The sequence below is a fragment of the Microcystis sp. LE18-22.4A genome (genome assembly GCF_027531105.1).
Classification (GTDB): Bacteria; Cyanobacteriota; Cyanobacteriia; order Cyanobacteriales; family Microcystaceae; genus Microcystis; species Microcystis aeruginosa.
This window is the reverse complement of record NZ_JAPZRB010000076.1, coordinates 1-14,182: the sequence shown is the minus strand read 5'-3', so window position 1 is coordinate 14,182 and position 14,182 is coordinate 1. Positions and strand designations below refer to the sequence as shown.

At 43.5% G+C, this 14,182-nt stretch carries 12 protein-coding genes and 1 pseudogene; 8 read left to right on the top strand and 5 right to left on the bottom strand.

Translation table 11 applies throughout. The features are described from left to right. Positions 1 to 111: transposase (locus tag O9295_RS03335; protein WP_071784045.1), on the top strand; the 111-nt coding region annotated here is incomplete at its 5' end. Between the two features lie 29 nt (positions 112 to 140). On the opposite strand, the pseudogene O9295_RS27675 reads toward O9295_RS03335, so the two are convergent. Continuing rightward, positions 141 to 869: pseudogene (locus O9295_RS27675) on the bottom strand (Eco57I restriction-modification methylase domain-containing protein); the annotation flags it as partial. A gap of 1,312 nt (positions 870 to 2,181) precedes the next feature. Next, positions 2,182 to 2,904 carry a Uma2 family endonuclease gene (locus tag O9295_RS03330; RefSeq protein WP_288031679.1) on the bottom strand — a complete coding sequence of 241 codons (723 nt, stop codon included), beginning with the start codon at positions 2,902 to 2,904 and terminating at the stop codon, positions 2,182 to 2,184. Positions 2,905 to 3,099: 195 nt separating this feature from the next. Between O9295_RS03330 and O9295_RS03325 the strand changes: the two genes are divergently transcribed. After that, positions 3,100 to 4,893, top strand: a complete 1,794-nt coding sequence (locus O9295_RS03325) for a fatty acyl-AMP ligase (protein WP_288031677.1) — start codon at positions 3,100 to 3,102, stop codon at positions 4,891 to 4,893. Positions 4,894 to 5,218: 325 nt separating this feature from the next. Here O9295_RS03325 and lspA read toward each other — a convergent pair whose 3' ends face one another. The 3 genes from lspA to bioB are packed head-to-tail and all read right to left on the bottom strand — an operon-like array spanning position 5,219 to position 7,414. Then, entirely contained in the window at positions 5,219 to 5,686 is a 468-nt protein-coding gene (lspA, locus tag O9295_RS03320) for a signal peptidase II (RefSeq protein WP_288031682.1), read from the bottom strand. Positions 5,687 to 5,697: 11 nt separating this feature from the next. After that, on the bottom strand, positions 5,698 to 6,348 hold the full coding sequence (locus O9295_RS03315) for a biotin transporter BioY (protein WP_288031674.1): 651 nt from the start codon (positions 6,346 to 6,348) through the stop codon (positions 5,698 to 5,700). Beyond that, positions 6,320 to 7,414 (bottom strand): biotin synthase BioB, encoded by a 1,095-nt coding sequence (gene bioB, locus O9295_RS03310; protein WP_288031671.1) that lies wholly within the window; start codon positions 7,412 to 7,414, stop codon positions 6,320 to 6,322. Before bioB ends, O9295_RS03315 begins: the two co-directional genes overlap by 29 nt. Before the next feature lie 133 nt (positions 7,415 to 7,547). Here bioB and rfbC point away from each other — a divergent pair, with 133 nt between their 5' ends. The 6 genes from rfbC (at position 7,548) to uvrC (ending at position 13,883) form a co-directional block, all read left to right on the top strand. Continuing rightward, on the top strand, positions 7,548 to 8,093 hold the full coding sequence (rfbC, locus tag O9295_RS03305; RefSeq protein WP_288031668.1) for a dTDP-4-dehydrorhamnose 3,5-epimerase: 546 nt from the start codon (positions 7,548 to 7,550) through the stop codon (positions 8,091 to 8,093). 5 nt (positions 8,094 to 8,098) lie between these two features. Then, a complete protein-coding gene (gene rfbD, locus O9295_RS03300) occupies positions 8,099 to 8,974 on the top strand; it encodes a dTDP-4-dehydrorhamnose reductase (protein WP_288031665.1) in 876 nt (291 codons plus the stop codon). A 4-nt stretch (positions 8,975 to 8,978) separates the two neighbouring features. Further along, entirely contained in the window at positions 8,979 to 10,052 is a 1,074-nt protein-coding gene (locus tag O9295_RS03295; protein WP_288031663.1) for a glucose-1-phosphate thymidylyltransferase, read from the top strand. Positions 10,053 to 10,299: 247 nt separating this feature from the next. Further along, a complete protein-coding gene (gene leuB / locus O9295_RS03290) occupies positions 10,300 to 11,385 on the top strand; it encodes a 3-isopropylmalate dehydrogenase (RefSeq protein ID WP_288031661.1) in 1,086 nt (361 codons plus the stop codon). Between the two features lie 80 nt (positions 11,386 to 11,465). After that, the gene (locus tag O9295_RS03285; protein WP_002797442.1) at positions 11,466 to 11,726 is read left to right on the top strand and encodes a hypothetical protein; all 261 of its coding nucleotides are present in this window, start codon (positions 11,466 to 11,468) and stop codon (positions 11,724 to 11,726) included. Between the two features lie 279 nt (positions 11,727 to 12,005). Further along, the gene (gene uvrC, locus O9295_RS03280) at positions 12,006 to 13,883 is read left to right on the top strand and encodes an excinuclease ABC subunit UvrC (protein WP_288031659.1); all 1,878 of its coding nucleotides are present in this window, start codon (positions 12,006 to 12,008) and stop codon (positions 13,881 to 13,883) included. The last annotated feature ends 299 nt before the right edge of the window (positions 13,884 to 14,182 follow it).

The window sequence follows — 14,182 nt, the reverse complement described above, 5'->3', positions numbered from 1 at the left end:
GTCGAGGGAATCAACAATAAACTTAAACTAATAAAACGGAGAGGCTATGGCTTTAGAAACTTTCGGAATTTTTGGGTTAGAAGTATGTTATCTTGGCATCTTGTCTGTTGATTTAGCATAAAGGGTAACGAAGAGCCAATTAATTCCTGTCTCACATAGGGGGGATTTGCTACCTGAATATCAAAACCTCCCTCCGCTAATACCTCGGCAAACTCCACCACCCAATCAAACCCTTTTGAGATAGCTTCCTTTTCACTCGCAATCACAGAAGCACTGCCATGGGTTAATAAAGCAATCTGTTTCTTAACCTCATTAATCTCCTGTTCAAGACTTTGTTTATCACTGCCTAAATGCGCTCTTAAATACTTGGCTTTAGCTTCCCTAAACCGATGGATAAACTCCTCGCGCACCATCCCAGAACCTTGGGGATTAGGAGCAGTTAGACTATCTCCTGTTTCGATTTTAAACTTCAAATTGGGTAGCGGTGGCGGATTGTCTCCCTCATATTCAACCGCTAAGGAAAGCCATAACCTTAAGCGAGCAATATTAACCGCAAAAGGATCGATATCAACTCCATAGATATTAGTTTCAATAATCTCTAACTTGCGCTGATAAACCGTTTTATAATCAATACCTTTAGTGGCAAATAAACACTGACGCAAATCTAATAACTCATGCAACATTCCCAATAAATAAGCTCCACTTCCACAGGCAGGATCACAGACTTTGACCTGTTTTAAGGTTTCTAAAACTGCCTCTGGATTATTTAAGTTAATAGCATTATATTCGTCAACAAAAAGCTCAATCGCTTCTTTGTTTTCAGAAGTTAACTTACTGCTTAAATATCCCTTCAACGCCTCCCGACACATAAAAGAAACAATCGGTTTAGGTGTGTAATAACTGCCTGATTCATGTCTTCCCGTGACTAATTCCTCAAATACTTTTCCCAACATTTCTGGGTCCACTGCTACCTCCACATCAAGGGGTGTACTCTCAGTTACAGTGAAATTAAAATTACTAAAAAGGCCCTGTAAGATAACATCGATCGCCTGATCGGGTACTATTATATTAGGATTGCGGTCATCTTCATCCTGTTCAAATAATCCCCCATTAAGATAGGGAACTGTGCCGATTATTTGCCGAAGAAAACCACCGTTATTGATACCAATAATATCCGTTTGTTGGGGATTATTCAGTCCCGTAAAAAACAGATGAGTCAAGCGATTATGATAAAAGTTTTTGTGCGAGGTGCTGTTATCATTCTGATAATCCTGCCATAATGTTTCTAGATAGTCTGTTTGTTCGTTAAACTTCAGCCAACCCTTTTTCTGGATAAAAACAATAAACATCAGGCGATTAAATAGCTTCTGAGTAAATAGTCTTCTCTGGTCAGCATTAGGGATAGTTTTAGTAATTAATTGCTCAACTTTTTCAAAGACCGAGCGATACTGTTCAAAAAATTTCTTAGTAACTTTCTCAACATCAAAAGCTTCATCATGACGTTCCTGAATCGCTAAAGGAGACTCGGAACTAATATTATCTAAATCCAGTAAACTTAGGCGTTCTGTGGCGGTTCGTAACTGTTCCCCCGGACCCACTGTAATTCGCCGCAAAACTTGCCGTTTTTCTTGTTTAACATCATATTTAACATTGATAAAATGCCACCGTTCTTGGTGGAAATCAGAGAAAACAAAGAGAGTGTAGGGATGGTTTTTTAGCAGTTGAGTAACGACAAGACGCTCTAAATTGAGCAGCAGTTGCTTAGAGTTGAGACGAGCATAAATAACCTGAAAATCTTCCCCCCCAGAAGCTAATAAAATTGGATCTTCTGCTAATGCTTCTACTGCTTTATCTGGCCAATTGCGTCGGGACAGGGTTTGATTTTCTCGCTCGTAATTTAACTCAGACCAGAATAATTTTTTGAGCGCATCCAATCCTCTCAGGGATGAAAGAAGGTCATAAACTGACTGCCGAAGTTCAATATCACTCATAAGTTTTCTCACGACCTCTCATTTAGGTTTACTTTCTCTAGGTAGCTGGTTATAAATCCCCCCTTGATCCCTAGGGTTGATTCATGGCAGGGTTGATTCATGGTAGGGTTGATTCATGAATCAACCCTACCCTTAATAAGGGGGGTGTCTGATTTTAACACCTAACTATTTAGGACTTTTGCCACTTCAGTTAAATTGTATCGGGATCGATGCCTAATTCTCGTAGTTTTTGTGCTAATTTTTCCTTAGCCTGACCTTCCCTTTCTTTCTCTAAAAGAGCCTGTTCTTTCTCTAAAATAGCCTGTTCTTTTGCCTGTCTTTGCTGTAATTCGGCTTCTTGAGGAGTGGGGACTAATTGACCATCGGCGGTAAAATAACGCAGTTTACGGTCAAATATCCCTAAATATAATCCTAACTGTTCACTCCAGAGATAACCCTGTTCATTGGGAGAAATGGCTTGATATTGTCCCTCAATTAGTCTAAATCCTTGCAATTCTAAAGTATTGGGATCGAACCAAAAATAATTAGGAGTGCGAAAGGTATTTTGATAGAGAATTTTCTTGTTATTGCGGTCAATATTAGCCGTAGAATCGGAGAGAATCTCGACAATTAGATCCGGATATTTACCCTGTTCTCTCCAAACCACCCAACTTTTGCGGGGACGCTTTTCGGTATCTAAAACCACAAAAAAATCGGGACCCCAGAAATCGCGCTTTTTCAGTTGTTCTTCGTTGTAGTAGATGGTTAGATTTCCCGAAGCGTAGTAATCACTCCTCTCGCGCCATAATAATTCTAGACAACTAAGGAGAATGATGATCTGTTGCAGATGTAGATCACTTTCCAATGGTGGTTCATCACTCCATAAATCTGTGGGGAGATAGGTGACATCTGGGATAATGTCTAGGGCTGTCATGACTTTTTCCAGGTATTTTAGGATTGATTAATTGTAGCTTTTTTCTAACAATTGCAGAGATAGGGCGGGGTGGGATTTTAGCCAATAACTTAATCCTAGACCCTTGACCGATCGCCTTCCGTACCTTATCCTAGCGCCATCGCCAAATATGTTAAAACTTCTATACAATGGCCCCCAATAAGCCCGATAACAACGATGACTGAAACCCTAATTCAACCCACAACCCTAGTAGAACTCTTACGTTACCGCGCCACGGCACAACCAGAGAGCCATGCCTACACTTTTCTTATCGATGGTAAAAAAGAAACCCCACCTTTAACCTACAGTGAACTCGATCGCCAAGCAAGAGCAATCGCCGCCTATTTGCAAAAATACCAGGCCCAAGGGGAACGCGCCCTATTACTCTATCCTCAAAGTTTAGAAGTAGTGGCCGCTTTTTGTGGTTGTCTCTACGCGGGAGTGATTGCCATTCCCGTCCCCCCACCGGAATCGGGACGACTTAAGCGCACTCTGCCCCGTTTACGAGCAATTGTCAAGGATGCTAATGCCACCTTTGCCCTAGTTACCGAAAGTATTCTGACTCTTATTGAAGGTGTTAAGGAAGAATTTCCAGAATTCGACCAAATGAAATGGATTACTACCGAAAGTATTGATATTTCCCTGGCGGATCAATGGCAAGATCCCCAGGTGGATAAATCGGCGCTTGCTTATCTGCAATATACCTCCGGTTCGACTAATATCCCCAAAGGAGTGATGTTAAGTCATTTTAACCTGATGCACCATTGCGGTTACTTGCAAAAAGCTTGTGGTTACGAACCGGATAGCGTTACCCTCACTTGGATGCCCTATTTCCACGATTACGGGTTAGTCGAAGGTATCACCGTCCCCCTCTACAACGGTACACCCTGCTATCTCATGTCTCCCTTTGCTTTTATTAAGCGTCCGATGCAGTGGTTAAAAAATATTACTAAGTACAAAGTTACTCATAGTCAGGCCCCCAACTTCGCCTATGATCTTTGTACTCGCAGGATTAAAGCTGCCGATTTAGCGGAATTAGACCTGAGCAGTTGGCAGGCCGCAGGAAATGCCGCCGAACCGATTAATCCGAAGGTCATGGCCAAATTTGTCGATACTTTTGCAGATTACGGCTTTTCTTGGCAAACTTTCGCCCCTGCCTACGGATTAGCTGAATATACCCTCTTGATTTCCAATAAACCCAAGGGAACCACCCCAATTATCACCGCTTTGGATGCAACCGCCTACGAACGCGGTAAAATTGTCCCTGTAGGTTCCGATCGAACCACGGGAGTTAGATCCGTCCCCAGTTGTGGTCGTCGCGTCTGTGATACCCGTATAGCTATGGTTAATCCCGATACTTTCACCCTTTGTGCAGCCGATGAAGTGGGCGAAATTTGGGCCAGTGACCCCAGTATGGCTGCTGGATATTGGCAACGGGAAGACGCAACCAAAGAGACTTTTCAAGCTTATCTTGCTGATACAGGAGAAGGACCGTTTTTACGCACGGGAGATTTAGGTTTTCTTCTCGATGGGGAATTGTATATCACGGGACGGATTAAGGATTTAATTATTGTCCGTGGCAGTAATCATTATCCCCAGGATTTAGAATGGTCAGTACAGCATCTTAATGAGGTTTTTCGTCCCGATTATGGTGCGGCTTTTTCTATTGAAGATAATGGGGAAGAACAGTTAGTTATTGTCCAGGAATTGGAACGTCGCAGCGGCGAATTAGATACGGCCAAATTAATCGCCGATATCCGTCAGGAAATCGCCGAAGAACACGAAATTATGACCCATGCCATTGTTTTAGCTAAATCGGGAACAATTCTCAAAACTGCCAGTGGCAAAATTCAACGCCGCGCTATTAAACAGAATTTTCTCAATGGCAATATGAGTATTATCGATGCTTGGTCAGAAAATCCTCAGTTAGTTAGTAAATTCGATCGCTCTATTTCTGCAACAGAAGCATAGTTTTTCGGGTGGGCAATGCTCACCCGATCGAGGATAACAGAGGCAGGGGGCAGGAGGCAGGGGGCAGGGGTAGGGTTGATTCATAGTAGGGTTGATTCATAGTAGGGTTGATTCATGAATCAACCCTACCCGTTGGGGGCGTGGCGCCGCCCCCAAACCCCGGAGCGCATTAGTTTTTCGGTGGTATGCTTACAGACGGCTGCTGATATATCTGTAATAATTTAAGAGTCACTCCACTTGCATTTGAACAGAAAAAGTAAGGGCGAAGCATTCGGATAGGAAATCTACAGTTTCAGCGATAGGTTATCGCTCGAATGCTTCGCCCCTACAGGACCCTTGACTTGTGGGGAAAGGTAGAAATTAATAGGCAAATAATCCCGATATTAATAAAGACATCAGCCAGATTAAAAACAGGAAAATTAATCAATCTAAAATCGAGAAAATCCACCACATAACCAAACAAAAAGCGATCGATGCCATTGCCGAAAGCCCCTGCTAAAATAAAACCGTAGGCTAATTGTTCCCAACGATTTAAATGCGGTCCAAAGTAAGCAAAAGCCATTAATCCCAAACTAACTAATAAGGATAGCCATTTTAGCCAACCAACACCGCCCCGAAAAGCACTAAAAGCCGCCCCAGTATTAATCACATAGGTGAAATGAAAAACCCCCGGAATAATCGGGAAAGTCTCACCAATTTGCTCAAAACTCTGCACGGTTATATACTTAGTTACTTGGTCTAAAATTAGACCAAGCACCGCCACTATCCAAAACCAGCGATTCTTTTTTAACATTGGCTGTGGCATCAATAAAATAATAATTTACGGAAGAAAAAGGCAATAATTACCACCACACAAATTACTACTAACTGCCCTAAAAATGGCCAGACTGAATAATTCATAAATAGGGTGGGCAAACTATCGGGAAAGGTGATTTGACTGGCTTGGGGCTGAAAAATCGACAATCCCAGCATATATAATAAACCGCACAGATGAATAACTAACAAACCGGCAAAAGCACTTAAAGCCAGGGTTTCTATCTTGGCGCGCCAGCGAAAAGCCAGCCAACCACACAGCCATGCCCCCGGCATAAAGCCTAAAATATAGCCAAAACTGGCTTCTTTCAGATAACCCATTCCCCCACCCTGGGCAAACACGGGCAACCAAGTTAAACCGAGAAAAATATAGGCCACCTGGGCGAGAAGCCCGGCATTTTTGCCCCCCAGACAGCCCGTTAATAATACTGCGCCAATTTGGTAAGTTATGCCCAGTTTTTGCGAAGATAGACCCGCATCCGACCAACTAGCTAGGCTGACTGGAACAAATGTACTAAAAATTGTCAGCAACAAACCAATCAAAGCCCAGAGTAACTCATTGGGAACCGATACGGAAGTGCGCCGCGGCGGAGATTCTCGTCCTCGACGTGATTTAGGTTGCCTGTTGGGGTTGGTATTCACCGGGGATGGGGGCTTCTCCTCCTATTAAACTAAGATCAGCCAACATCGCCTGATCCTGTTGGGGGGGTTGTCCTAGAGTGGTCAAATAATGTCCAATCAGCATAGCATTAATTCCCGATTTTAGCCCCAGATTTTGCAATTCTCCCATGACTGCCTCTCGTCCCCCGGCATAACGGAGGATTTGTTGGGGCAAGATAAACCGGAAAATAGCGATCGCTTTTAGGGCAGTCAAGGGATCCAGTTTGGGTAAATGACCTAGAGGGGTGCCACTTCTGGGGTTTAATAGGTTAATCGGCACTGATTCCACTTCTAATTCCGCCAGGGAAAAAGCTAAATCAATGCGATCGGTCCAACTTTCCCCCATACCGATAATTCCGCCCGTACAAGCCTGAATTCCCGCCGCTTTCAGGTTTTTTACCGTTTCTACCCGATCCTGCCAACTGTGGGTGGAGACCACGTTAGGATAAAAATTCTCGGAAGCTTCCAGATTGTGATTATAACGGGTAACTCCGGCTTCTTTTAAGGCCTGGGCTTGGGGGAGGGTTAACTCTCCGAGGGCGCAACAGGGTTTAATCTTGGCCGTTTCGATGATTTCTTGAACTGTGGCCAGTATTTCCTCGAATTCCTGCGATTTAGGGCTATTATACTTTAATCCCCGGCCTTGACTAACTAAACAGAAGCGTTTGGCCCCCGCTTCGGCTGCCGCTTTCGCATGGCTGACGATTTCCTCGCGACTTTTTAAACCGTAGATAGGCGAATCTTGTCCGGGATGGTGGGCGGATTGGGAACAAAAACTGCAATTTTCCGAACAACTTCCCGATTTTATGTTGATAATGCTACATAAATCCACCGTATTACCACAACAGGCCTGACGAATGCGATCGGCAGCCTCACATAAGCTGAAAATATTTTCCTGACCTTCGATCGCAGTTAAAGCTAGGGCCTCTTGCTGACTGAGTCGATCGCCGGCGATAATCTGATTAGCCCTAGTCTGTAACCAGTTTTTTAAGGCTTCTCCCTTCATGGGGATAGATTGAGTAGCGGTGTTTGTAGAGACTTGTACCACGTCGTTTATGCTCTGACTAAGTTAGGCTCATCTTATCATTATTCAGTTACCGAGGAAAGATTAATCAAAAAATTTAGAAAAAAATACCCTTTTGTGCTAGACTACCCGCAAAAGTTATATTGTCTCCGATTTTATGAAAGTTATTCCCACGGAAATTCCTGATGTTTTAATCATTGAACCGCAAGTTTACGGAGACGATCGAGGTTTTTTCTTGGAGAGTTTTAATCAGAAAGATTTTCGAGAAAAAACTGGGGTTAATACCACTTTTGTCCAGGATAATCACTCTATGTCCTTAAAAAATGTCCTGCGAGGATTACACTATCAAATCCCCAATCCCCAGGGTAAACTGGTGCGAGTAGTGAACGGTAGTGTTTTTGATGTGGCAGTGGATGCGCGTCAAAGTTCCCCCACTTTTGGGCAATGGGTAGGCTGTGTTTTAAGTGCGGAAAATAAACGTATTTTCTGGGTCCCGGAAGGTTTTGCCCATGGTTTTCTAGTCCTCTCCGATCGAGCCGAATTTCTCTACAAAACCACTAATTATTATTATCCCCAATACGAAAAAACTATTTTATGGAATGATGCCGATTTAGGGATTGACTGGCCTCTAGAGACTCCGCCGATTCTCTCCCCTAAAGACCAAGCTGGACAACCCTTTAAATCCGTGGAAGTTTTCCCCTAAAGACAATGAAAAAAGTTTTACTAATTGGTGCTAAAGGTCAAGTGGGACAAGAGTTGCAAGTAACTTTACCATTCTTGGGCGAAGTTATTAGTATCGGTCGAGAAGAACTAGATTTAACTAACTCGGAAAAAATCGGCCAGTTAATTAGGGAAATTCACCCCGATTATCTGGTTAATGCCGCCGCTTATACGGCAGTGGATAAAGCCGAAACCGAGCCAGAATTAGCCTATTCTATCAATGCTACAGCCCCGAAAATCATGGCGGAATCTGCCGAGAAAATTCAAGCTAAATTTCTCCATATTTCCACCGATTATGTGTTTGATGGTCGAAAAAATACCCCCTATCTAGAAACCGATCTAACTAATCCTTTAGGGGTTTATGGACAATCAAAGTTAAGGGGAGAAGAGGAGATTAAAACTGTTAATTCTCAGGCAATTATCCTGCGGACTGCTTGGGTTTACGGCAGTTATGGCAAAAGTAATTTTGTCAAAACCATGCTGAGATTAGGCAAGGAAAGAGAGGAGTTAAAAGTAGTTGTTGATCAGGTGGGAAGTCCCACTTGGGCCAAAGATATCGCCGCGGCCATTACTCAGCTTTTAATTAATGTCGACAATCCCGCAGGAATCTATAATTTTACTAATAGCGGTGTTGCCAGTTGGTTTGATTTAACTAAAGCGATTTTTGAGGAGGCAAAAATCAGCGGTATTCCCTTAAAAATTCAGAGAGTAATTCCCATTACTACTGCTGAATATCCTACCCCAGCAGTGCGTCCGGCCTACTCGGTTCTTTCTGGTCAAAAAATCTCGCAACAATTGGGTTATATTCCTCCCTATTGGCGGGATTCCCTCAAAGCTATGCTCAACCAACTATTTAATCTTTAAAACTATGAAAGCACTAATTTTATCCGGTGGTAAAGGTACGAGGTTACGTCCCCTAACCTATACTGGAGCAAAACAGTTAGTTCCCGTTGCCAATAAACCAATTTTATGGTATGGAATCGAGTCAATTGTCGCCGCAGGAATTACCGATATTGGCATTATTATCAGTCCCGAAACCGGGGAAGAAATTCGTCAGACCACGGGCAGTGGTGAACAGTTTGGGGCTAAGATAACTTATATTCGCCAAGAACAACCAGCTGGATTAGCTCACGCGGTCAAAACTGCCCAATCTTTCCTAGTAGATTCCCCCTTTATTATGTACTTGGGTGATAACCTAATTGAGGATGATTTATCGCCCTTTTTAGACTCTTTCCAAAAACAGTCCCTTGATGCTTTAATTCTCCTGCGAAAAGTGTCTAATCCTAGTGCTTTTGGGGTGGCAAAAGTAGATGAAACCGGCAAAGTTTTATACTTAGTCGAAAAACCCAAAGAACCTCCCTCAAATTTAGCTTTGGTGGGGATTTATTTTTTTGCCCCCACCATTCATCAAGCGATCGCATCTATTCAACCTTCAGGCCGGGGTGAGTTAGAAATTACCGATGCTATCCAAGAATTAATCAATCAAAATAAAGCAGTAGAAGCCAATAAACTACTGGGTTGGTGGTTAGATACGGGTAAAAAAGATGACTTATTAGAGGCAAATCGGATTATCCTTGATACCAGTCTAGAAATCGCTTTGCAGGGAGAAATTGATGCTAATAGTCAGGTGATCGGACGGGTACAAATTGGTCAGGGTAGTAAAATTATTAATAGTACCATTCGCGGCCCTGTCATTATTGGAGAAAATTGTCACATTGAGAATTGTTTTATCGGTCCCTATAGTAGTGTGGCTAATGGAGTAAAATTAATCGATGCCGACATAGAACACAGTGTTATTCTCAAAGATGCCACGATTATTGGCATTCATCAGCGCATAGTTGATAGTGTTATTGGACGACGGGCAAAACTAGAAATTGCCCCCCAACGTCCAAAAGCTTTACGCTTTATGATCGGGGATGATTCCCATGTAGAATTAGTGTAGTTAATGGGGATTAACTGCCCCTTTAATTAGGGTTTGCGGCAAAAAGTTTTTCCTGGGTGTAGGGTGTAGGATTTTACCGATTTTCAGGGAAAAAGTGCCTGAATTTTCCCCCCAATCACTGCAATCGCTGGCACTTTTTGAGGGGAAAAAAGTCTAAAAGCCTTATCCAACAAGGTTTTTAGATTTATTCAGCCAACCCTAACTATGTTATAATTAATAGTCTGACCTATTTTACCGTTCTAGAACTATGACGCAACAGTATCGCATTACCCTACTACCCGGCGATGGCATCGGGCCGGAAATCCTCGCTGTCACCGTAGAGATACTGAAAGTCATCGCTAAAAAATTTGACCTCCAGTTTGACTTCCAAACCGCTTTAATTGGAGGGGCAGCCATTGATGAAACCGGCAGTCCCCTCCCCGAAGCAACCCTGAGCGCCTGTAAAAATAGTGATGCTGTTCTCCTGGCCGCTATCGGGGGTTATAAATGGGATAATTTGCCCCGGCAGCAAAGGCCAGAAACGGGATTATTAGGCTTAAGATCTGGCTTAGGTCTTTTTGCTAATTTGCGTCCTGCCACCATTTTTCCGCAATTAATCGACGCTTCTAGTCTCAAACGGGAGATTATCGAGGGAGTGGATATCATGGTCGTCCGGGAATTGACCGGGGGTGTCTATTTCGGTCAACCGAAGGGGATTTTTGAGACAGAAACGGGAGAAAAATGCGGTGTAAATACCATGGTTTACTTGGAATCGGAGGTGGACCGCATCGCTAAGGTAGCCTTTGAAATTGCCCAAAAACGCGGCAATAAACTCTGTTCCGTCGATAAAGCTAATGTTCTCGATGTTTCCCAACTCTGGCGCGACCGGATGACGAAAATGGCCGCTAATTATCCCGATGTGGAACTTTCCCATCTCTACGTCGATAACGCAGCCATGCAGTTAGTCCGGGCCCCCAAGCAATTTGATACTATCGTCACGGGCAATTTATTCGGTGATATTCTCTCCGATGAAGCGGCCATGTTAACCGGTAGTATCGGAATGTTACCCTCCGCTAGTTTAGGGACTGCTGGGGTGGGAGTTTTTGAACCCGTCCACGGTTCGGCCCCAGATATCGCCGGCCAAGATAAAGCCAATCCGATCGCCCAGATTCTCAGCGCTGCTATGATGTTAAAATATGGGCTAAATCAGCCTTTAGCGGCAGCATCGCTGGAAAAAGCCGTAGAAAAAGTCTTAGCTCTCGGTTATCGTACCGGAGATATCTTCTCGGAGGGTATGACCTTAGTGGGATGCCAAGCTATGGGCCAGGCCATCCTAAAAGTTTTAGAATCCTAACAAAAGTGGCATAATTCGGAAATCGTCATATACCATTAGTTTAATAAATACGTCAATTTAATCGTGGGGAGACGAGTGCTATGGTAGCCCTATCCGAGAAAACAGAACAACAACGTGTCGATATGGAAATCCCAATTTTGTTAGATCCTACTGTCTTACGGGCGGCCAGACGCATTTATCGCATCTACTGTACCCTCAATAGCAGAGTTAGTAAACGTCCTTTTGGTGTCGCTATTAACCGCAACAATCATCGGGGCCAATTAATTTTTAACAATAAACCGATTCTTCTCCCCGGGGAATGTTTCGTCCCGATTAAGCAAATCGAATCGGAAGCCTATTAATTTTTGTGAAGATTTGCCCTGAATATCTTGCCAAACGTCAGCTAATACCCACTGGCGTAATTTTTTGTCTAATATAGGGTTTGCTGAATAAATCTAAAAACATTGTTCGATAAGACTTTTAGACCTTTTTGAAATCCAAAAGTACCGGCCATTGGAGTAATGGGGGGGAAAATTCCGGGACTTTTTCCCTGAAAATCGGTAAAACCCTACACCCCACACCCTACACCCCACACCCCACACCCAAGACAAACTTTTTGCCGCAAACCCTAATATAAAAAGATGTTCGGGAATAATCTTAACTCTACCCTAATCCAAGACCTCGATCGCCTAGAAAATCGTCTTCGGGAAATTCCCCTCGAACCGGGGGTGTACTTCCTGCGCGACCAAAATGGCGAAATTCTCTACATCGGTAAATCCAAAAAACTCCGGTCTAGAGTCCGTTCCTATTTTCGTCCCAGTCAACCCCTCAGTCCCCGCATTGCTTTGATGGTACGACAGGTGACGGAAATTGAATTTATCGTCACCGACACGGAAGCAGAATCTTTGGCCCTGGAAGCTAATCTAATTAAACAACATCAGCCCCATTTTAATACTCTCCTCAAGGACGATAAAAAATATCCATACATTTGTATTACTTGGTCGGAAACCTACCCGCGCATTTTTATTACCCGCAAACGTAGCATAAATAACCAAAAAGACCGTTATTATGGTCCCTACGTCGATACCAGGCTGCTGCGCCACACTTTACACCTAATTAAACGCACTTTTCCCCTGCGTCAACGTCCCCAACCTCTTTTTAGAGACCGTCCCTGTTTAAATTATGATATCGGTCGTTGTCCGGGGGTTTGTCAAAAATTAATCAGTCCCCAAGATTATCGGGAAACCTTGCAGAAAGTGGCGATGATTTTTCAGGGAAGGACGGGAGAATTATTAGAGAAATTAGCAGCAAAGATGCTAGAAGCGTCGGAAAACCTAGATTTTGAAAAAGCGGCCACGATTAGGGATCAAATTCGCGGATTACAGGCTCTTAATACCGATCAAAAAGTCTCTTTACCCGATGATACCGTATCCCGTGACGCGATCGCTTTAGCTAAAGACGAGCAGCATTGTTGCATACAATTATTCCAAGTGCGTTCTGGTCGTTTGGTGGCACGTTTGGGATTTTTTGCCGATAGTCAGTCAGCAAACGAGGGAGAAATCCTGCAAAAAGTCCTAGAAGAACATTATTTATCGGTGGAAGGGGTGGAAATTCCCAGCGAAATCCTGCTACCCTGCGAATTACCGGAAGGTGAGGTGTTAGCGGGGTGGTTAAGGGAAAAAAAAGGTCGCAAAGTCGAGTTAACTGTTCCCCAACGGCAAAGTAAAGCGGATTTATTAGCTATGGTCGAGAAAAACGCTCTTTATGAGTTAGAAAAGACGAAAAGAAGCGCCGAACGAGATTTACAGTCTTTGCAGGATTTAGCGGTAATTCTCGATTTACCGGCACTACCCCACCGCATCGAGGGTTATGATATTTCTCATATTCAGGGTTCCAATGCGGTGGCGTCGGGAGTGGTGTTTATCGATGGGGTGGCCGCTAATCAACATTATCGTCACTATAAAATCAAAAATCCCGAAGTTAAAATCGGCCATTCCGATGATTTTGCCAGTTTAGCAGAAGTAATTCGCCGGCGTTTCCGTCGTTATGCCGAAAATCCCGATAATATTGCCGAAAGTGATGATTTTCCCGATTTGGTCATGATTGATGGGGGAAAGGGACAATTATCAGCAGTGGTGACAGTTTTAGGGGAGATGAATTTATTAGAACAGGTAAAAGTTGTTAGTTTAGCTAAACAGAGAGAGGAGATTTTTTTACCAGGAGAATCCTCTCCTTTAGAGACAGATAAGGAACAACCCGGAGTGCAATTATTGCGTCGAGTCAGGGATGAAGCGCACCGCTTTGCTGTTAGCTTTCACCGACAACAAAGGATGCAAAAAAGTCGCCGTTCCCGTCTTGATGAGATACCGGGGTTAGGTTTTAAGCGACAAAAAGAGTTATTAGCTCATTTTCATTCTCTGGATTATATTCGCGAAGCTTCCCTAGAACAATTGCAACAGGTGACAGGAATTGGGGAACAATTAGCTAAGGAAATTTATAATTATTTTCATCCTAGGTAGGGATATGCTGTTTGACATCCTCGCCGCCGTAAAACGGACGGCGATTCCTCACCACGCCACTTTTTTAGGGTGGTCGCTGAATGGGGTTGACGCAGATAGCGAAAAACGCTTAATTGCTTAAGTCTGACTCTTTCGACCCGTCCGTTTTGAGTGTCCGGATGCCCTCCGGCCACTTTGAACAAGTCGAAAAAATCTAATGTTCAACCTTATTTCCTAGAAAGTTTTACTCGTTCAAGGCCGAATTTGAATTCTTTTCTGAACAAAACCCCCTACTATCTGTTGTCAAGGTTCAGTTTTTA